The following is a 17,339-nucleotide window of genomic DNA, read 5'->3' on the forward strand; positions in this document are numbered from 1 at the left end:
CGCGACGATACAACCGCGCCGCGGACCTGCAAACGCGTGCGCGTTCACCCCTCGCGATCCTTCAGGCGGCGCAGCGCGGCGAAGGGCGAGTCCTCCGGGTCCTCGGGGGCGTAGTCGAAGACCGCTCCCGGCTTGCGCGGAAAGGGATCGATCTCCAGCGCCAGATGCTCGATCACATAGGCCGAAAGGTCGATCTCCTCGCCCTCGGCGACGTCCGGCGGATCCTCCGCCTCCAGGTCGAGGGCGACCTCGCCGCCCGGCGAATCGGCCGGCGCGGCCGCGCTGCCGGCCGGGACCACGCGAACGGCGATCTCGCCTTCGAGCGCCTGCTCGAACGGCTCGCCGCTGACGCCGCAGACCTGCTCGACCACCGCTTTCAGCCGGCCGCTGATCTCCGCGCCGTCGAGCCAGGGCCGCACCGCCAGCTCCGCAGAGAGCTCCGGCAAGCCTTCGAGCCCAAGGCTGCGGGCGATCTGCGCCCGCGCCTCGGCCGGCGGCTCCAGGCGCAGGGTTTGCGGGCCGCGCGCGACCTCCCTGAACCGGAGGGTCTTGGGCCAGGTCATGCCTCGCTCCACGGCGCGTCGCCCGCCAGCAGCCGCGCCACGGGCGCCTCGCGCAGGGCCGCCCGCTCGGTCACGACATAGGCCGCCAGTTTCGGGGCGGCCTGTGCGTCGCCGCCGGCATAGACGGTTCGGGCGACCAGCGCCTCCAGGGCGGCGGCGTCCGGCAGGGCCTGGAAGGCCTTCTCGTAGGACTTCACGCGACCGTAGAAGGCCTCGCCCAGCTTGCGCATCTTCTTGCCGACCGAAAGGTCGCCCACCCCCATCTCGCGCAGGGCGTCGTCCAGGGCGGTGACATAGGTGTCGAACAGGGCCTGCGACGTTTCGCTCGCCTGCGGGCCTTCGCCGCGCAGCCGGTCGAGCAGCAGGAAGACGTGCAGGGTGTAGAGCTCGAATCGCCCCTCCACCGTGTCGGGCGCCGCGTAATCCGCATAGAGCCTGGGATTGCGCGCACGGGCCACCGCCGCGGCGTAGAGCTTGGCGCCGGCGGCGAGCGCCGGGCGGCGCTTGAAGAAGCGGTCGAAGAACATTCAGGCCTCGATTTCGCCCTCAGGGCCGCCTAAAGCCGGCCATTGAACTAAGGGGCGGCGAGAGATAGGTCAAAGCCTCGGAAAAATGAACAGGTCCGGTTCGCACATGCATCGACGCGTCGCCTACGCCGCCTTCGCCGCCGGCCTCCTGGCCGCCACGGCCGCCTGCGCGCCGATCACCACCTATTCCGGGTTCCAGGCCATCGAGGCCAATCCGAAGGACGTGAAGGTCGGAACCGACACCAAGTCCACCGTGCGCGCCAGCCTGGGTTCGCCCTCCGCCACCTCCACCTTCGACCCGAACGTCTGGTTCTATGTCGACCAGGTGAAGGAGCGCGTGGCCTTCCGCCGGCCGGTGATCACCTCGCGCAACGTGGTGGCCATCACCTTCGACAAGGACAGCGAGGTGGTGCGGAACGTCGACACCCTGACGCTGAAGGACGGTCGCGTCATCGCCTTCAACGGCCGCGAGACGCCGACCCGGGGCCGCGAGCTGACCATCCTCGAACAGCTGCTGGGCAATGTGGGTCGCGGAACCATGCTGCCGAACCAGGACGAGAACATCCCCGGCAACCGCCCGGGCGACCGGCGGTAAGCCTCTCGCGTCTCGACAAGCGCAAAGAAAGACGCCCCGGAGATCGCTCTCCGGGGCGTTTCGTTTTTCCGCCCGATCTGATCAGGCGCTGTGGGCCAGCACGGCCAGCAGCAGCAGGGCCACGATGTTGGTGATCTTGATCATCGGGTTCACGGCGGGTCCCGCCGTGTCCTTGTAGGGGTCGCCGACGGTGTCGCCGGTCACCGCGGCCTTGTGGGCCTCGGATCCCTTGCCGCCATAGTGACCTTCCTCGATCAACTTCTTGGCGTTGTCCCAGGCGCCGCCGCCCGAGGTCATGGAGATCGCCACGAAGAGCCCCGTGACGATCACGCCCATCAGCATCGCCCCCAGCGAAGCAAAGGCGTTCACCTTGCCCGCAATGGCGTTGATGACGAAGAACAGCACCACCGGCGAGGCCACCGGAAGCAGCGACGGGACGATCATCTCCTTGATCGCCGCGCGGGTCAGGATGTCGACGGCCTTGCCGTATTCCGGCTTGACCTCGCCGGTCATGATGCCGGGGTTTTCCTTGAACTGGCGGCGCACCTCGGCGACGACGGATTCAGCCGCCCGGCCGACGGCCGTCATGGACATGCCGCCGAACAGGAAGGGCAGCAGGCCCCCGAACAGCAGGCCGACCACCACATAGGGGTTCGAAAGGTCGAAGGCGACCGTCCCCAGCCCCTCGAAGAACGAGCCCGGCTCGGCCGTGGCCGAGAAGAACTTCAGGTCCTCGGTATAGGCCGCGAACAGCACCAGGGCGCCGAGGCCGGCCGACCCGATGGCGTAGCCCTTGGTCACCGCCTTGGTGGTGTTGCCGACGGCGTCCAGGGCGTCGGTGGAGACGCGGACCTCCGGCGGGAGGCCGGCCATCTCGGCGATGCCGCCGGCGTTGTCGGTGACCGGGCCGAAGGCGTCGAGCGCCACGATGAAGCCCGCCAGCGACAGCATGGCGGTGGTGGCGATGGCGATGCCGAACAGGCCCGCCAGGCTGTAGGTGACGATGATGCCGACGATGATCACCAGGGCCGGCAGCGCCGTGGACTCCAGCGACATGGCGAGGCCCTGGATCACGTTGGTGCCATGGCCGGAGACGCTGGCCTTGGCCACCGACTTCACCGGCCGGAAGCCGGTGCCGGTGTAGTACTCGGTGATCACCACGATGGCGGCGGTGACGGCCAGACCGACCACGCCGCACCAGAACAGGCTCATGGCGTCGAAGCTCAGGGCGCCGACGGTGACGGCGTCGGGCACGAGTTGGCTGGTCACCCACCAGATGGCGCCCACCGACAGCACGCCGGTGACGATCAGGCCCTGATAGAGCGCGCCCATGATGTTGTTGTTCTTGCCCAGCCGGACGAAGAAGGTGCCGATGATCGAGGTGACGATGCAGACCGCGCAGATCGCCAGCGGCAGCAGCATCATGCCGGTCACCGCCTCGGTGCCGCGGAAGAAGATCGCCGCCAGCACCATGGTGGCGACCGTAGTCACTGCATAGGTCTCGAACAGGTCCGCGGCCATGCCCGCACAGTCGCCGACATTGTCGCCCACGTTGTCGGCGATGGTCGCCGCGTTACGCGGATCGTCCTCGGGGATGCCGGCCTCGACCTTGCCCACCATGTCGCCGCCCACGTCGGCGCCCTTGGTGAAGATGCCGCCGCCCAGGCGGGCGAAGATGGAGATCAGCGAGGCGCCGAAGCCCAGGGCCACGAGGGAGTCGATCACCGTGCGGCTGGTGGGGTCGAAGCCCATCGGGCCGGTGAGCACCGCGAAATAGACCGCCACGCCCAGGAGGGCGAAGCCGGCCACCAGCATGCCGGTGATCGCGCCGGAGGTGAAGGCCAGCGACAGGCCCTTGGCCAGGCTTTCGGAAGCGGCTTGGGCCGTCCGTACGTTGGCGCGCACCGAGATCAGCATGCCCGCGAACCCGGCGGCGCCGGAGAGGATGGCGCCGATCGCGAACCCAATGGCCGGCGGCACCCCGATCAGGACGGCCACGATCACCAGGATGACGACCCCGACGATGGCGATGGTGGTGTATTGCCGGCGGAGATAGGCCTGGGCCCCCTCCTGGATCGCGCCCGCGATCTCCTGCATCCGCGCCGAACCGGGCGAGGCCCGCAACAGGCCGGCCGTCCTGACTATGCCGTAGAGCACAGCCAGCAAGCCGGCGACGATCACCAGCAGTAGTACGGAACTCATATTCGAATCGCCCCTCTAGCGTTTCGCGCGGAACCGCCCGACGGACGCCACGAAAGCGGCGCCGGGAGTCCAGGCCCTGTTTGTTTCCCCGTAAGCGGGCGGGCCTGTTGAAATTGGCCCGCCTCGACAAGGCAGGGACGTTGCCAGTTGTATGGGGCCGGCGCAACGCCCGTTTCCAGGCGACGCAAGGGCGCCCCTCAGGGCTTGAGAGGCGGCGAAGGCAGGCCCGTCGAGCGCTTGGGCGCCTGGGCGGTGATGGCGACGCCGGTCACGTCCCTGCCGGCGATGGCCTGGGCTTCGCGCAGCATCACGGCCTTCAGCTTGGCCTCGTCGACCGCGACATAGGTCTTATCGCTGGTGACCGGGGCGCGATGCACCGCGCGCACCAGGGCGTCGCGGAAATAGGGCTCGCGCGAGCGCCACTTGGCGGCGTCGGCCGAGGCGGTCAGCAGCAGCCGGACGGTGACGAAGACGTAGTTGATCAGCCGCCCGTTGACGACGATAGGGGCCGCCACCGGCGAGAGGTCGACGTACTGGCCGATGGCCGCCGGCTTCTCGGCCGGCGCGCCCGCCGCATGGGCGGCGCCGGCGGCGAGCGTCGGCAGGGCGGCTAGGAGCGTGCGGCGAAGCATGGCCGTAGGTTTAGCGGAATAGGGTTTCGGGAGGGTTGATCCCTACCGGTGCTTCCAGCCGCCGGGGCCGGGGTCGATGCGGGCGCCCTCCAGCCGAACCTCCACCCCCTGCCCCGCCACGACCTCGCCGATGACGGTGAGGCCCAGCGCCGCGGCGGCCTCAGGCGGCGCGGTGCAGACGATCTCGTAGTCGTCGCCCCCCGAGGCGAGCCGCCGCAGGGCCTCCAGCCGGTCAGGCTGCTCGGCGAGCCAGGCCAGAGCTGCCTCGGAGAGCGGCATGCGGTCCAGATGGAGGACAAGGCCCACGCCGCTGGCGGTGGCGATGTGGCCCGCGTCGGCGATCAGGCCGTCGGAGACGTCGGCGGCGGCGCTGGCCTGGTCCCGCAGGGCCGTAATAAGGTCCAGGCGCGGGCTGGGCAGACGGTATCGACCGGCGAGATAGCCGTCGGGATCGTCGACCGCGCCCCGGGCGGCGCGAAGCCCCAGCCAGCCGTCGCCGATCGGGCCCGAGACCATCAGGATGTCCCCCGGCCGGGCGCCGCCCCGCTGCACGGCGCAGCCCGCCGGAACCCAGCCCAGCAGGGTGAGCGAGGCCGTCAGCGGCCCCGGCGTCGAGACCGTGTCGCCGCCCAGGAGGACCGCGCCGAACGCCTCCCCGTCGGCCTTCAGGCCATCGGCGAAGGCCTGTCGCTCCGGCCAGCCGCAGGGCGGCGGCCAGGCCACGGCGAGGAAATAGCCATAGCGCTCGGCCCCCATGGCCGCGAGGTCCGACAAGTTCACCCGCAGGAGCTTCCGGGCGACGAGGTCCAGCGGGTCGCCGGCCAGGAAGTGCACGCCCTCGACCACCGCATCCTTGGTGATCACCAGGTCGAAGCCCGGGCGCGACGGGATCACCGCCGCGTCGTCGAGAAGGTCCAGCGCCTCGGGCGCGCCGCCGGTCAGCGGGCGGTAGAGGCGGGCGATCTGCTCGAACTCGTCGAGCGGTTCAGGCGCGGCGGACATCCTTGGCCACTCCGTCGAGGGCCCCGTTCACGAAGCCCGGTTCCGGACCTTCGAAGAACGACTTGGCGAGCTCCACATATTCGTCGATGGCGACCTCGGCGGGCACGTCCGGCCGATGGGCCAGCTCATAAGCGCCCGCGCGCAGTATGGCCCGCACCGTGGCGTCCAGCCGCTCCAGCCGCCAGCCGCTGGCGAGCCTACGGGCCACGGCCGTGTCGATCTCCCGCTGGGCCGAGACCACGCCGCGCACCAAGTCGGCGAAGAAGCCCTCGTCGGCGGCCGCCATGGGCTGGGAATCCTCGCCCTCCAGGCCGCGGTCGAAGCGATGTTCGGAGAACTCGCGGATCACGGCCTCGACGCCGGCGCCGGAGACCTCCATCTGATAGAGCGCCTGGACGGCGGCCAGCCTGGCCACCGAGCGCCGGTTGTGGGCTCCGCTCATCGCGCGACCTGACCGCCCAGCAGCCGCCGCTTCAGCGCCACCATCTCCAGGGCCGCACGCGCCGCGCCGCCGCCCTTGTCGCCCTCGCTCACGCGGGCTCGGGCCCAGGCCTGATCCTCGTCCTCGACCGTCAGCACGCCGTTGCCGATGGCCAGGCGCCGGCCGATCGTCAGATCCATGATCCCCCGGGCGCTCTCGTTGGAGACGATCTCGAAGTGGTAGGTCTCGCCGCGGATCACCACGCCCAGCGCCACATAGCCGTCATAGCGCACCCCCGCCGGGCGGTGGCCGCCCTCCTCGGCGACGGCGATGGCGCCGGGAATCTCCAAGGCGCCGGGCACGGTGACGACATCGTAGTCGGCGTCATGCGCATTCAGGACTTCGGTCGCTCCCTTCAGGAGCTCGTCGGCCAGATCGTCGTAGAAGCGCGCCTCGACTACGAGGATGCGGAGCTTGTCTTCGAGCATGGGGTGGTTTCGTCCTCTTCGGGAGGACCCTTTAGGCCGTTTCGCGCCAGCGGGCGAGATACCGGGCGAGCATGTCGATCTCTAGATTGACTTTCGAGCCGGGCCGCAGCCGCCCCAGCGTCGTCACGTCCCAGGTGTGAGGGATCAGGTTGACGCCGAAGACGTCGTCCTCGACCTCGTTCACGGTCAGCGAGACGCCCTCGACGGTGATGGAGCCTTTGGGCGCGATGAAGCGGTGCAGAGGACGCGGAACGCGAATCTGCACCCTATGGGAGCCGCCTTCGCTCTCGACGGAGATCACCTCCCCCACCCCGTCCACGTGGCCCGAGACGATGTGCCCGCCCAACTCGTCGCCAACACGCGCGGCGCGCTCCAGATTGACCGGATCGCCCTCTCCCCATTGGCCGAGCGTGGTCTTGGAGAGGGTTTCGCCGGAGACCTCCACGGCGAACCAGCCTTCGCCCTTCTCCACCACCGTGAGGCAGCAGCCGGCATGGGCGATGGAGGCGCCGAGATCGACGGTCGAGAGGTCGAAGGCCGTCTCGATCTCGAACCTGCGGTCGCGGTTGGTGTCGCGGACGGCGCGGACGCGGCCCACGTCGGTGACGATTCCGGTGAACATTCAGATCCTCTCGTAACGCTCCCAGAGGTCGGAGCCGACCTCCCGGACTTCAAGACGGCGCAGCTTCGGCGCGTCGGCGAGCGCGCCAAGCGCCAGGGCGCCGATCCCGGGCCGCCCCTCCCCCCCGATCAGCATGGGCGCGCGGAACCATTCCAGCCGGTCGACCAGCCCGCAGCGGATGAAGCTCGCGGCCACCATGCCGCCGCCCTCGACGAAGAGGCGCTGCAGGCCCTCCGCCGCCAGGCTCTGGACCACATCCTTCAGCTCCGGCCGCTCTTCGCCAACCGCATGGACCTGGAGGACGCGCACACCCTGCTCGGTCAGCCGGGGCTCAGGCGGCGTGGTCGAGATGACGTAGGTGGGGATCTCTCGCGCCGTGGCCACCAGCCGACAGCCGTCGGCCAGGCGCTGGCGGCTGTCCAGCACCACGCGGGCCGGCGGCTTACCGCTCCAGCCCAGCAGGCGCACGGTCAGCTCCGGATCGTCGGCCAAGGCCGTCTCGACCCCCACGACCACCGCGTCATGTTCCGCGCGCAGCCGATGAACCGCCTCGCGCGCCTCCGGCCCCGTGATCCAGCGGCTCTCGCCCGTGGCGGTGGCGATCCGGCCGTCGAGAGAGGTGGCGAGCTTGAGGGTGATCATTGCAGCGCCGCTCATCCCCGCGAAGGCGGGGACCCGGGCCGAATCGAGGTCCGGGCTGCGGATAGCCCGCTTAGGTTCCCGCCTTCGCGGGAATGAGCGGGGTTATCTCTCATCCTCGGCGGCCTCGCTCAGGCCCTCCTCGCCCAGGAAGGTGGCGAACTCGCCGGCCTCGCGGAAGTCGCGATAGACCGAGGCGTAGCGGACATAGGCCACGTCATCGAGCTGCTTGAGCTGCTTCATGACCAGCTCGCCGATCTCCGACGACGGCAGTTCGGTCTCGCCCATGCTTTCCAGCTGGCGGACGATGAGAGAGATCATCCGTTCGATCCGCTCCGGCTCGATCGGCCGCTTGCGGGTGGCGATGGCGATGGAGCGGGCCAGCTTGTCGCGGTCGAAGGGCGTGCGGCGGCCCGAACGCTTGAGGATGGTCAGCTCGCGCAGCTGCACCCGCTCGAAGGTGGTGAACCGGCCGCCGCACTCCGGGCAGAGGCGACGGCGGCGAATGGCCGCCCCGTCTTCCGACGGCCGGCTGTCCTTCACCTGGGTTTCGGCATGGCCGCAGAACGGGCAACGCATGATGTAGCCCCTCCGCGGCCTACGATCCGCAAAATAGCGGGGTTAACCGTAGATGGGGAAGCGTTTCGTGAGCGCCAGGACCTCGTCGCGGACCTTGGCCTCCACGGCCGAGTTGTCCCCGCCCGCCGCAAGGCCGTCCAGCACCTCGCCGATCCACTTGCCGACCTGACGGAACTCGGCTTCCCCGAACCCGCGGGTGGTGCCCGCCGGGGAGCCGACGCGCAGGCCCGAGGTCTGCATCGGCGGCAGCGGGTCGAAGGGGATGCCGTTCTTGTTGGTGGTGATGTGGGCCCGCTCCAGCGCCACTTCGGCGTCCGCGCCCGAGACGCCCTTCGGCGTCAGGTCCACCAGCATCAGGTGGCTGTCGGTGCCGCCGGAGACGATCTTGAAGCCCGCCTGCTGCAGGCTGTCGGCCAGGGCGCGGGCGTTGGCCACCACCTGGGCGGCGTAGGTCTTGAACTCAGGCTTCAGCGCCTCCCCGAAGGCCACCGCCTTGGCGGCGATCACGTGCATCAGCGGCCCGCCCTGCAGGCCCGGGAAGACCGCGGAATCGATCTTCTTGGCCAGCTTCTTGTCGTTGGTCAGGATCATGCCGCCCCGGGGGCCACGCAGGGTCTTGTGGGTGGTGGTGGTGACCACGTGGGCGTGCGGGAACGGGTTCGGATAGACGCCGCCGGCGACCAGGCCCGCATAGTGGGCGATGTCGACCATCAGGATCGCGCCGACGCTGTCGGCGATCTCGCGGAACCTGGCGAAGTCGATGGCGCGGCTGTAGGCCGAGCCGCCGGCGATGATCACCTTGGGCTTTTCGGCGAGCGCCACTTCCGCGGCCTGGTCATAGTCGATCAGGTGGTCCTGCTGGCGCACCGCATAGGCCACGGGGCGGAACCACTTGCCCGACTGGTTGACGTTCTTGCCGTGGGTCAGGTGGCCGCCGGCCGCCAGATCCATGCCCATGAAGGTGTCGCCCGGCGTCATGGTGGCCATGAACACCGCCTGGTTCGCCTGGCTGCCGGAGTGCGGCTGCACATTGGCGAACTCGCAGCCGAAGATCTGCTTGGCCCGCTCGATGGCCAGGCGCTCGGCCTCGTCCACCACCTCGCAGCCGCCGTAGTAGCGTTTGCCGGGATAGCCTTCGGCGTACTTGTTGGTCAGGACCGAGCCCTGGGCCTCCAGCACGGCGCGGGAGACGATGTTCTCGGACGCGATCAGTTCGATCTGGTCCTGCTGGCGCTTCAGCTCGCCGGAGAGGACGGCCGCCAGGGCCGGATCGCTGTCGGCGACGCCCGTGGAGAAGAAGGCGTCGAGGGGGGTCTGGGCGTGGACGGTCATGGGCGGACCTTTCGGGAATCTGGGGCGGCGGGCCGAGCGCGCTCTTTAGGCCATTCGGCCGGCCGATCCAATCTGTGGGAACGATATGCAGGGGACGGGCGTTGCAGCCGCACCGGCGGACCCCGCGCTGCATGCGACGGGGGCTGGCGGTGTGCAGATTTGTAGCCAGGGGGCGCTTTATGAGCGTGGACGCCGCACCGGAAGCCCGTTCGAAGGAAGAGCTGCTCCGGTTGGGGGCCGACATCGTCGCGGCCTATGTGAGCCGAAATCCGGTTTCGGCCGACGCGGTGCCGGACATCATCCGCTCCGTCCACAGCGCCCTCCAGAGCCTTGGGGCGGAGTCCGCCCCGGCGCCTGAGGAACGGCCCAAGCCGGCCGTGCCGATCGGACGCTCGATCCAGAACGACTACATCGTCTGTCTGGAGGACGGGAAGAAGCTGAAGATGCTCAAGCGCTACCTGCGCTCGCGCTACGACATGAGCCCGGAAGAATACCGCCGGCGCTGGAACCTGCCGCCGGACTATCCGATGGTCGCGCCGGCCTACGCGGCCCGGCGGAGCGACTTCGCCAAGAAGATCGGGCTGGGCCGGGGCGTACGCCGCGGCAAGTGAAGTCTGCGGCCTGGCCGCATTGAGAACGTCAGCGAACCCGGAAGGTCTCCGCTAAGGGTTGACCCGCAGGCATATGCGCCGCCCCTGGCGTCGAGGCAACCCTTTTTCCTCGCCCGTCATGGGAGGGCGCGGCATCTGGCGATGCCGCGCCGCGCCTTCCCCTCCCACAAGCGGGGGGGGAGGGTTTCATGGGCGAAAGACCTCCCCCGAGGAGGAAGAACGATAGGCTGAGACGGGATCAGTCGTCCTGGCGAGTCTCGTAGACGTGATCCACGAGGCCCCATTCCTTGGCCTCTTCCGGGGTCATGAAGGTGTCGCGGTCGAGCTTCTCCTCGACCTCCTCATAGGTGCGCCCGGTGTGCTTGGCGTAGATCTCGTTCAGCCGGCGCTTGGTCTTGATGATGTCCTCGGCATGGCGCTCGATGTCCGAGGCCTTGCCGGAATAGCCGCCCGACGGCTGGTGCACCATGATGCGGCTGTTGGGCAGGGCGATGCGGTTGCCCTTCTCGCCGGCCATCAGCAGGAACGAGCCCATCGAGGCGGCCATGCCCATGCACAGCGTCACCACCGGCGACTTGATGTACTGCATGGTGTCGTAGATCGCGAGGCCCGACGTCACCACTCCGCCGGGGGAGTTGATGTACATCTGGATCTCCTTCTTCGGGTTCTCGGCCTCGAGATAGAGCAGCTGGGCGCAGATCAGCGCCGACATGCCGTCCTCGACCGGACCGTTCAGGAAGATCACCCGCTCCTTCAGCAGGCGAGAGAAGATGTCGAAGGCGCGCTCGCCGCGGCTGGTCTGCTCCACCACCATGGGAACGAGGTTCAGCGCGGTCATGGGGTCACGCATTTAGGGGATGCCTCTTTTCGGTGTTCTGTCCGACTCCGCCCGCGGAGCCGCCTCCCCTCCGATATCGCGTGGCGGAGGGTGGGATGCAAGGTGACCGATAGTCCTAAACAAAAATCCCTCCCCGGCGCCGGGGAGGGATTTTGTCGTCTGGATGAGCTTGTCGCCTAGGCCCCGTAGCCTTCCGGCATCTCGTCTTCCTTCATGAGGTCTTCCTTGGAGACCTTCTCGTCCTCGACCTTGGCCTGGCCGAGGATCAGGTCGACCACCTTGTCCTCGAAGATCGGCGCGCGCAGTTGCGCCTGGGCGCCGGGGTTCTGGCGGAAGAAGTCGAACACCTGCTGGGCCTGCGGGCCATAGCGCATGGCCTCGGCGCGCATGGCTTCGCCCAGTTCCTGGTCGGTCACCTGCACATTGTTGGCGCGGCCGATCTCGGCCAGCACCAGCCCCAGGCGCACGCGGCGCTCGGCGATCTTGCGGTACTCGGTCTGCAGCTGCTCCTCGGACTTTTCGGCGTCCTCGGGCGGCAGGTTCCCCTGCTCCTTGTCCTGCTGGACCTGGCTCCAGATGGAGGCGAACTCGGCGTCGACCATCTTCGGCGGCAGCGGGAAGTCGTGGCGCGCATCGAGCACGTCGAGCAGGGCGCGCTTCAGCTTGAAGCGCGAGGCGCCGGCGTACTGGCTCTTCAGGTTGTCCTTCAGGAGCTCGCGCAGCTTCTCCAGGCTCTCGACGCCCAGGCGTTCGGCGAGCGCATCGTCGGGCTCGGCCTCGACCGGCGCGCGGACTTCCTTGACCGTGGTCTCGAATTCCGCGGCCTTCCCGGCCAGGTTCGCCGCCTGATAATCCTCGGGGAAGTTCACCTTCACGGTCACGGCGTCGCCGGCCTTGGCGCCCACCAGCTGCTCCTCGAAGCCGGGGATGAACCGTCCCGAGCCCAGCACCAGCTCGGTGTCGCTGGCCGTGCCGCCTTCGAAGGCCTCGCCGTCGATCCGGCCGACGAAGTCGATGACCAGCTGGTCGCCGTCCTTGGCCTTCACGCTCTTGCCCTTGCGGGGCTCGTAGGTCTTGGCCTGGCCGGCCAGTTCCTTCACCGCCTCGTCCACTTCGGCCTCGGTCGGCTCATAGACCGGGCGCTTCAGCTCGATGGAGGCGAGGTCGGTCGGCTGGAAGTCCGGCATCACCTCGACGGCCAGTTCGAAGGCCAGGTCGGCCTTGCCTTCGATGACCTTCTCGATGTCGCCCTCGGGCTTCAGGTCCGGCTCGCCGGCCGGGCGGATGTTGTTCTCCTCCAGCACCTTCTGGCTGGATTCGTTGATGGCCTCCTGGACCACCTCGGCCATCAGCGCCTTGCCGTGCAGGCGGCGCACATGGGCCGGCGGCACCTTGCCCGGGCGGAAGCCCTTGATGTTGAGCTGCGGCGTGATCTCGGTGATCCGCGCCTCGAGCCGGTCGTTCAGGTCGGCCGCCGGCACGGTGACGCCATAGACGCGGCTCAGGCCTTCGCCGGACTTTTCAACGATCTGCATCGACATTCTTGTTCTTCGGCCCCCCGCGCGCCTGGCGCGCGGTTCGGTCCGCCTTCGGCTGAAAAGATGAGCGCCGCCGGCTGGGCGGCGGCGAGCGGGCGCCCTTATGTCACGGGCCTTCGGACAGTCCAAGCGCAAACAGCGGCCCCGCGGCGGCCGCGAACCCTGTTGGTGCGGGCGAGAGGACTCGAACCTCCACGCCTTGCGGCGCTGGAACCTAAATCCAGTGCGTCTACCAGTTCCGCCACACCCGCAACGGCCGATGCGGTACACCGGATGCCGACGCACCGGCAAGCGTTACAATCGGCGCACGAAGGGGTCGCAAAATCGCCTTAGCTCCACCGTAAGGCGCGCCGGATCATGCAACGGCCCTCCACCGAAGGGGGTGCCCGCGGCCAGGGGAGCGGGATGGATCTTCGGACGCTTGCGGTTCGCCTGCGGTTGGCGGTGCAGCTCGCCGCTGGCGCGGTGGTTGTGCTGCTCGCCGGCTGGTCGGTGTGGGCGGTGGCGCTGGCCTATTCCCCCACGCCCTTTCACGACCAATGGGGTTCGGTGCACCTCTGGCGGGTCATCCGGGAACAGGGTTTCGATCCCGCCCTGCTCTTCGCCCAGCACAACGAACATCGGCTGGTCTTCCCGCGCCTGGTCTTCCTCGCCGACTTCGCCTGGTTCCAGGGGCGCAACATCCTCAACCTCGTGGCGATCGGCGCCGTCCAGGCCGCCGCCGCCGCCCTCTACCTCCGCGCCGCGGACCTGCGCCGGACGGGTCTGCCGGGCCTGCTCGCCGCCGCGCTGGCCTGCGGGCTGATGTTCAGCCTGACCCAGTGGGAGAACTTCTTCTGGGGTTTCCAGGTGCAGTTCGTCGGGGTCTTCGCCGCGGCCGGCTGGGCGATCTGGCTGTTCTGCCGTGGCGGGCTCGATCCCGACGGCGTGCGCTGGCCTGCGCTGGGCGGGGCGTTCGCCCTCCTGACGGTGGCTGCGTTCAGCCTCTCGAACGGATTGACCGCGGGCCTGGCGATGGCTGCGGTCGTGCTCCTGGTCCGCGGCCGGCCGGCGGTGGCCGGCCTCGCCCTGGCGGCGACCGCCCTGCTGCTGGCGATCTACCTGAAGGGCTACCAGCCGGTCGAGGCGCACTCTCCCGCCCGCTTCGCCCTGGAGCGCCCGGTCGACTATGTGCGCTACGTCCTCACCTATCTCGGCAACGTCTGGAGCGGGGGCGGCCCGCGAACGGCCCTCGCGGCGGGGCTGGCGGGCGCGCTCGGCGCTGCGGCCATGGCCCTTGTGCTCCTGCGGGCGCCCCGGCCCGACGCGCCCCGCGCCGCCATGCTGGGCATTGTCGTCTTCGTGGGCATGACGGCGGGGCTGACGGCGCTCGGCCGCCTCAGCTTCGGCGTCGAGCAGGCGCTCGCCCCCCGCTATGCGACGCCGGTCGCGCATTTCTGGGCGGCCCAGGCGGTGTACTGGATGCTCACCCTCGCCCAGGCGCCGCGCCCGCGGCTGCAGGCCGCCGTGGCCTTCGCGGCGGCGGCGGGGCTGGCCGTTCTTCTCGACCTGCAGCCGAAGGCCATGGACCATCTCTTCCGGACGCACGATCGGGTGCTGGCGGGATCGAGCGCGATCGTGGGCGAGGTCGAGGACCCGCAGGCCCTGCAGGCGCTGTTCCCCGATCCGGAGGTCATCCAGGCGCTGACCCCCTTCATGCGCGAGCAGCGCCTGGGCCCCTACGCCGCGACGCCCGCTATCGCGGTCGGCCGCCCCCTGACGCTTCCGGTCGCCGAAGGGGGAGCCTGCCGCGGTCGGCTCGACAGCCTCGAACCCGCACCTGAAGGCGCGGCCTGGCGCGCTCACGGCTGGGGTTGGGACCGCCGCCAGGGCGAGGCGTTCGACCATGTCGCCCTGGTCGATTCGACCGGGCGGGTCGTCGGGATCGCGCTGGGCCACGCCGCCCGCCCGGACGTGTTGAAGGCCCTGCGCCGGCCGGGCGCCGAAGGAGCGGGCTGGATCGGCGTCCTCGAGCCCCCGCAGGGCGAGGTGGTCGCCTACGGCCTGGCGCAAGACGGCCGCGCCTGCGAGATCGGACGCCGCGAGGTCGGATAGGGCCTACTGCGCCGGCAGATAGACCACCACGGGCGGCTGGCTCTGCGGTCTCGGCGCGGCCTTGGCCTGGGCCGCCTTTTCCTCGCCGCCGGCCTCGCCCTCCCCTTCGCCGGGCGGGCGGATCGCCTCGACGCCGCCCATTCCCCCGCTCTCGGCCAGCAGCTGGTCCGACCGCGCCTCTTCGATCCGCGTCCCGATGCCTTCGGCCTGGACCCGAACCGTTTCGGCCCGGGCGCGCAGGTCGTCCACCGAGCAGCCGGCGAGGGCCAGGCCAAGCGCCAGGGCCGGCGTCAGGGCGAGCGCCACGTGAAGGGTGTTCCTCGACATGGCGCAAACCTACCTTGGCCGCCCGTCCTCGAAAAGCCGGCTCACCCGCCGCCCAGCAGCCCCAGAACGACGGGAATCAAGGACGCCGCCAGCAGCAGGGCCATCCCGATATTGAACGCCCGCAGCGCCGCCGGCCGCTCCAGGAACCGTCGAAGGGCGACGCCGAATCCGGTCCAGCTGGCGACGCAGGGCAGGTTGACCGCCAGGAAGACCGCCGAGACCACCAGCACGTTGGCCACATAGTTCTCCCGCGGCGCATAGGCGGTCACCGCGCCGAGGGCCATGGCCCAGGCTTTCGGATTGACCCACTGAAAGGCGGCCGCCTGCAGAAAGGTGAAGGGCCGTCCGCTCCCCTGCCCCGCCGACAGGCCCTGGGCGGTGGCGATCTTCCAGGCTAGCCAGAGCAGATAGGCCGCGCCCGCCACGGCGAGCACCGTGTGCAGCTGCGGATAGGCTGCAAAGATCCCGCCCAAGCCCAGGCCGACGGCGGCCACCATCACCCCGAATCCCAGCCCCACGCCCAGCAGGTGCGGCGCTGTGGCCCGAAAGCCGAAATTGGCGCCGGACGCCATCAGCATGGTGTTGTTCGGCCCCGGCGTAATCGAGGAGACGAAGGCGAACAGCGCCAGCGCCGCGAAGAGTTCGGGTGTGAAGGAGGTCATCGGGAGGCTCCTGGCTCAAGGAATCGGCGACGCGGAGCGGACACGAAAAACCCCTCCGGTCGCGGGAGGGGTCGAGGAAGGTCGAAGGTCGTCGAGAATAACCCTAGCTTCCGGCGCCCTCCGGCGCGCGCATGGCGGCCCGCCAGGCCGTTACCTGGCGGCCCATAGCCTCGGCGGCTGCGGCGCGGATGGAGAGCGCGGTCATGAGCGCGGCCATAGCATCCCCGGCCGCTTCAGGCCAGACGCAGGTCGTAGAGCCGTCGCAGCACGGCGGGCGTGAGGCCCGGCAGGTCCTCGGAGATCAGCCCCGGTCCGTGCAGCTCGGCGGCTTCCGCATGGATCCAGGCTGCGGCGCAGGCGGCCTCGAAGCTGTCCATGCCCTGGGCGACCAGCCCGCCGATCAGGCCGGCCAGCACGTCGCCCGAGCCCGCCGTCGCCAGCCAGGGCGAGCCGTTGACGTTCACCGCCGCTCGGCCGTCAGGGGCGGCGATCACCGTGTCGAAGCCCTTCAGCAGCACGATGGCGTCGGCCTGGCGGGCGGCGGCCCGCGCGGCCTCGATGCGGGTCGGCGAACTTTCCATGAGGCCGGGGAACAGCCGCTCGAACTCCCCTGGATGCGGCGTCAGCACGTCGTCCACGTCCAGCACCGAGAACAGCTCCTCCGGATCGTCGCGGAAGACGGTGATGGCGTCGGCGTCCAGCACCAGGGCCGCGCCGGTGCGCGCCAGCGCCAGCACGTTCATCAGGGTCAGGTCGTTGACGCCGGCGGCCGGGCCGATCACCGCCGCGTCCACGTCGGCGGCGAGCTGGGCCAGTTCGGCGTCGGTTTCGAAGGGGCGCAGCATCACCGCCTCCAGGTGGGCGGCGTTGACCGAAAGGGCGTCGGGCGGCGACAGCAGGGTGACGAGCCCCGCCCCCACGCGCAGGCCGGACCGCGCCGCCAGCCGCGCCGCCCCTGTGCTCCAGGCTTCACCGGAGACCACCACCATCCGCCCGCGCGCGTGCTTGTGCGACGCGCCCGTCGGCCAGGGGAAGCGGGCGGCCCAAAGCTCAGGGCCGTTCTCGAACAGGTCGCCGGAAGGCTCCCCGAGTCCGATGTCGGCGACCACCACCTCGCCGCACAGGCCGGCCCCGGGCTCCAGCACGTGGCCCGGCTTCTTCGCGTGGAAGGTGACGGTAAGGCCCGCACAGACCGCCGGCCCCTCCGGCCGGCCGGTGTCGCCGGGAACGCCGCTCGGGACGTCGATCGCCACCACATCGAGCGGCTGGGCGGCCAGATGCGCGGCCATGGCCGCCGCCTCGCCGGAAAGCGGCCGCGCCAGCCCGGCGCCAAACAGGGCGTCCACGAACAGGCGCGCGTGCAGAGGCTCTTCGAAAGGTGCAAGCCCGCCATCCCAGAGCGCCGCCATGGCCTTGGCGTCGGATGTCGCGGGCGGGGCGAGCGCCCGCACCTCCACCGGCCAGCCGCGGGCCTTCAGCAGGCGGGCGACGACATAGCCGTCGCCGCCGTTGTTGCCGGGGCCGCACAGTACGGTGACCGGCCGCACCGAGAACCGCTCGGCGATCGCATCGGCCACGGCCGCGCCGGCGCGCTCCATCAGCTCCACGCCGGGCGTTCCGGCGGCGATGGCGGCCTGGTCGGCCGCGGCCATCTCGGCCGTGGTGAG

Annotated in this window: 19 protein-coding genes and 1 tRNA gene; 3 read left to right on the plus strand and 17 right to left on the minus strand. The window is 70.0% G+C overall.

Annotated elements, in window-relative coordinates; translation table 11 throughout:
• Positions 1-44: 44 nt before the first annotated feature.
• Positions 45-563 (minus strand): YceD family protein, encoded by a 519-nt coding sequence (locus ACK41C_RS16065; RefSeq protein WP_409656275.1) that lies wholly within the window; start codon positions 561-563, stop codon positions 45-47.
• Positions 560-1,090, minus strand: a complete 531-nt coding sequence (locus tag ACK41C_RS16070; RefSeq protein ID WP_409656277.1) for a ubiquinol-cytochrome C chaperone family protein — start codon at positions 1,088-1,090, stop codon at positions 560-562. The genes ACK41C_RS16065 and ACK41C_RS16070 overlap by 4 nt, the downstream gene beginning before the upstream one ends.
• Positions 1,091-1,196: 106 nt before the next feature.
• On the opposite strand from ACK41C_RS16070, the gene ACK41C_RS16075 reads away from it, so the two are divergent.
• On the plus strand, positions 1,197-1,685 hold the full coding sequence (locus tag ACK41C_RS16075; RefSeq protein WP_409656279.1) for an outer membrane protein assembly factor BamE: 489 nt from the start codon (positions 1,197-1,199) through the stop codon (positions 1,683-1,685).
• Positions 1,686-1,766: 81 nt separating this feature from the next.
• Here ACK41C_RS16075 and ACK41C_RS16080 read toward each other — a convergent pair whose 3' ends face one another.
• The 9 genes from ACK41C_RS16080 to glyA all read right to left on the minus strand — a co-directional run bounded on the left by ACK41C_RS16080 (position 1,767) and on the right by glyA (position 9,602).
• Positions 1,767-3,887 carry a sodium-translocating pyrophosphatase gene (locus ACK41C_RS16080; protein WP_409656281.1) on the minus strand — a complete coding sequence of 707 codons (2,121 nt, stop codon included), beginning with the start codon at positions 3,885-3,887 and terminating at the stop codon, positions 1,767-1,769.
• A gap of 197 nt (positions 3,888-4,084) precedes the next feature.
• On the minus strand, positions 4,085-4,519 hold the full coding sequence (locus tag ACK41C_RS16085) for a hypothetical protein (protein WP_409656282.1): 435 nt from the start codon (positions 4,517-4,519) through the stop codon (positions 4,085-4,087).
• A gap of 42 nt (positions 4,520-4,561) precedes the next feature.
• Complete coding sequence (thiL, locus tag ACK41C_RS16090; protein WP_409656284.1) at positions 4,562-5,521, minus strand: thiamine-phosphate kinase; 960 nt, start codon at positions 5,519-5,521, stop codon at positions 4,562-4,564.
• Entirely contained in the window at positions 5,505-5,963 is a 459-nt protein-coding gene (nusB, locus tag ACK41C_RS16095; protein WP_409656286.1) for a transcription antitermination factor NusB, read from the minus strand. Before nusB ends, thiL begins: the two co-directional genes overlap by 17 nt.
• Positions 5,960-6,430: a 6,7-dimethyl-8-ribityllumazine synthase gene (gene ribH / locus ACK41C_RS16100; RefSeq protein ID WP_409656287.1), complete on the minus strand. Its 471-nt coding sequence runs from the start codon at positions 6,428-6,430 to the stop codon at positions 5,960-5,962. Before ribH ends, nusB begins: the two co-directional genes overlap by 4 nt.
• Before the next feature lie 31 nt (positions 6,431-6,461).
• Positions 6,462-7,052, minus strand: coding sequence for a riboflavin synthase (locus ACK41C_RS16105; RefSeq protein WP_409656289.1), 591 nt, complete (start codon positions 7,050-7,052; stop codon positions 6,462-6,464).
• Positions 7,053-7,694 (minus strand): RibD family protein, encoded by a 642-nt coding sequence (locus ACK41C_RS16110; RefSeq protein WP_409656291.1) that lies wholly within the window; start codon positions 7,692-7,694, stop codon positions 7,053-7,055.
• Between the two features lie 102 nt (positions 7,695-7,796).
• The gene (gene nrdR, locus ACK41C_RS16115) at positions 7,797-8,270 is read right to left on the minus strand and encodes a transcriptional regulator NrdR (protein ID WP_409656293.1); all 474 of its coding nucleotides are present in this window, start codon (positions 8,268-8,270) and stop codon (positions 7,797-7,799) included.
• Positions 8,271-8,312: 42 nt separating this feature from the next.
• Positions 8,313-9,602: a serine hydroxymethyltransferase gene (gene glyA / locus ACK41C_RS16120; protein WP_409656295.1), complete on the minus strand. Its 1,290-nt coding sequence runs from the start codon at positions 9,600-9,602 to the stop codon at positions 8,313-8,315.
• A 179-nt stretch (positions 9,603-9,781) separates the two neighbouring features.
• On the opposite strand from glyA, the gene ACK41C_RS16125 reads away from it, so the two are divergent.
• A complete protein-coding gene (locus ACK41C_RS16125) occupies positions 9,782-10,213 on the plus strand; it encodes a MucR family transcriptional regulator (RefSeq protein WP_409656297.1) in 432 nt (143 codons plus the stop codon).
• Positions 10,214-10,451: 238 nt separating this feature from the next.
• On the opposite strand, the gene ACK41C_RS16130 is transcribed toward ACK41C_RS16125, so the two are convergent.
• The 3 genes from ACK41C_RS16130 to ACK41C_RS16140 form a co-directional block, all read right to left on the minus strand.
• Positions 10,452-11,063 (minus strand): ATP-dependent Clp protease proteolytic subunit, encoded by a 612-nt coding sequence (locus tag ACK41C_RS16130; RefSeq protein WP_409656299.1) that lies wholly within the window; start codon positions 11,061-11,063, stop codon positions 10,452-10,454.
• A 164-nt stretch (positions 11,064-11,227) separates the two neighbouring features.
• Positions 11,228-12,586 carry a trigger factor gene (gene tig / locus ACK41C_RS16135; protein ID WP_409656690.1) on the minus strand — a complete coding sequence of 453 codons (1,359 nt, stop codon included), beginning with the start codon at positions 12,584-12,586 and terminating at the stop codon, positions 11,228-11,230.
• A 169-nt stretch (positions 12,587-12,755) separates the two neighbouring features.
• Positions 12,756-12,840, minus strand: a tRNA-Leu gene (locus ACK41C_RS16140).
• 154 nt (positions 12,841-12,994) lie between these two features.
• Here ACK41C_RS16140 and ACK41C_RS16145 point away from each other — a divergent pair.
• On the plus strand, positions 12,995-14,683 hold the full coding sequence (locus ACK41C_RS16145) for a hypothetical protein (protein ID WP_409656301.1): 1,689 nt from the start codon (positions 12,995-12,997) through the stop codon (positions 14,681-14,683).
• 3 nt (positions 14,684-14,686) lie between these two features.
• On the opposite strand, the gene ACK41C_RS16150 is transcribed toward ACK41C_RS16145, so the two are convergent.
• The 3 genes from ACK41C_RS16150 to ACK41C_RS16160 all read right to left on the minus strand — a co-directional run bounded on the left by ACK41C_RS16150 (position 14,687) and on the right by ACK41C_RS16160 (position 17,324).
• The gene (locus tag ACK41C_RS16150; RefSeq protein ID WP_409656303.1) at positions 14,687-15,010 is read right to left on the minus strand and encodes a hypothetical protein; all 324 of its coding nucleotides are present in this window, start codon (positions 15,008-15,010) and stop codon (positions 14,687-14,689) included.
• Between the two features lie 41 nt (positions 15,011-15,051).
• On the minus strand, positions 15,052-15,672 hold the full coding sequence (locus ACK41C_RS16155) for a LysE family translocator (protein WP_409656305.1): 621 nt from the start codon (positions 15,670-15,672) through the stop codon (positions 15,052-15,054).
• Between the two features lie 233 nt (positions 15,673-15,905).
• Complete coding sequence (locus tag ACK41C_RS16160) at positions 15,906-17,324, minus strand: NAD(P)H-hydrate dehydratase (protein WP_409656692.1); 1,419 nt, start codon at positions 17,322-17,324, stop codon at positions 15,906-15,908.
• Between the last annotated feature and the right edge of the window lie 15 nt (positions 17,325-17,339).

The organism is Phenylobacterium sp., from assembly GCF_046290725.1.
Taxonomy (GTDB): Bacteria; Pseudomonadota; Alphaproteobacteria; order Caulobacterales; family Caulobacteraceae; genus Phenylobacterium.

Bases quoted from the DNA above. Each gene is read 5' to 3' on its own strand.
- ACK41C_RS16160 (WP_409656692.1), bottom strand. From the start codon at position 17,324: ATGGCCGCGGCCGACCAGGCCGCCATCGCCGCCGGAACGCCCGGCGTG.
- ACK41C_RS16070 (WP_409656277.1), bottom strand. From the start codon at position 1,090: ATGTTCTTCGACCGCTTCTTCAAGCGCCGCCCGGCGCTCGCCGCCGGC.
- ACK41C_RS16080 (WP_409656281.1), bottom strand. From the start codon at position 3,887: ATGAGTTCCGTACTACTGCTGGTGATCGTCGCCGGCTTGCTGGCTGTG.
- ACK41C_RS16150 (WP_409656303.1), bottom strand. From the start codon at position 15,010: ATGTCGAGGAACACCCTTCACGTGGCGCTCGCCCTGACGCCGGCCCTG.
- ACK41C_RS16085 (WP_409656282.1), bottom strand. From the start codon at position 4,519: ATGCTTCGCCGCACGCTCCTAGCCGCCCTGCCGACGCTCGCCGCCGGC.
- ACK41C_RS16155 (WP_409656305.1), bottom strand. From the start codon at position 15,672: ATGACCTCCTTCACACCCGAACTCTTCGCGGCGCTGGCGCTGTTCGCC.
- ribH (WP_409656287.1), bottom strand. From the start codon at position 6,430: ATGCTCGAAGACAAGCTCCGCATCCTCGTAGTCGAGGCGCGCTTCTAC.
- ACK41C_RS16075 (WP_409656279.1), top strand. From the start codon at position 1,197: ATGCATCGACGCGTCGCCTACGCCGCCTTCGCCGCCGGCCTCCTGGCC.
- ACK41C_RS16105 (WP_409656289.1), bottom strand. From the start codon at position 7,052: ATGTTCACCGGAATCGTCACCGACGTGGGCCGCGTCCGCGCCGTCCGC.
- nrdR (WP_409656293.1), bottom strand. From the start codon at position 8,270: ATGCGTTGCCCGTTCTGCGGCCATGCCGAAACCCAGGTGAAGGACAGC.
- thiL (WP_409656284.1), bottom strand. From the start codon at position 5,521: ATGTCCGCCGCGCCTGAACCGCTCGACGAGTTCGAGCAGATCGCCCGC.
- ACK41C_RS16125 (WP_409656297.1), top strand. From the start codon at position 9,782: ATGAGCGTGGACGCCGCACCGGAAGCCCGTTCGAAGGAAGAGCTGCTC.
- glyA (WP_409656295.1), bottom strand. From the start codon at position 9,602: ATGACCGTCCACGCCCAGACCCCCCTCGACGCCTTCTTCTCCACGGGC.
- tig (WP_409656690.1), bottom strand. From the start codon at position 12,586: ATGCAGATCGTTGAAAAGTCCGGCGAAGGCCTGAGCCGCGTCTATGGC.
- ACK41C_RS16145 (WP_409656301.1), top strand. From the start codon at position 12,995: ATGGATCTTCGGACGCTTGCGGTTCGCCTGCGGTTGGCGGTGCAGCTC.
- ACK41C_RS16110 (WP_409656291.1), bottom strand. From the start codon at position 7,694: ATGATCACCCTCAAGCTCGCCACCTCTCTCGACGGCCGGATCGCCACC.
- nusB (WP_409656286.1), bottom strand. From the start codon at position 5,963: ATGAGCGGAGCCCACAACCGGCGCTCGGTGGCCAGGCTGGCCGCCGTC.
- ACK41C_RS16130 (WP_409656299.1), bottom strand. From the start codon at position 11,063: ATGCGTGACCCCATGACCGCGCTGAACCTCGTTCCCATGGTGGTGGAG.
- ACK41C_RS16065 (WP_409656275.1), bottom strand. From the start codon at position 563: ATGACCTGGCCCAAGACCCTCCGGTTCAGGGAGGTCGCGCGCGGCCCG.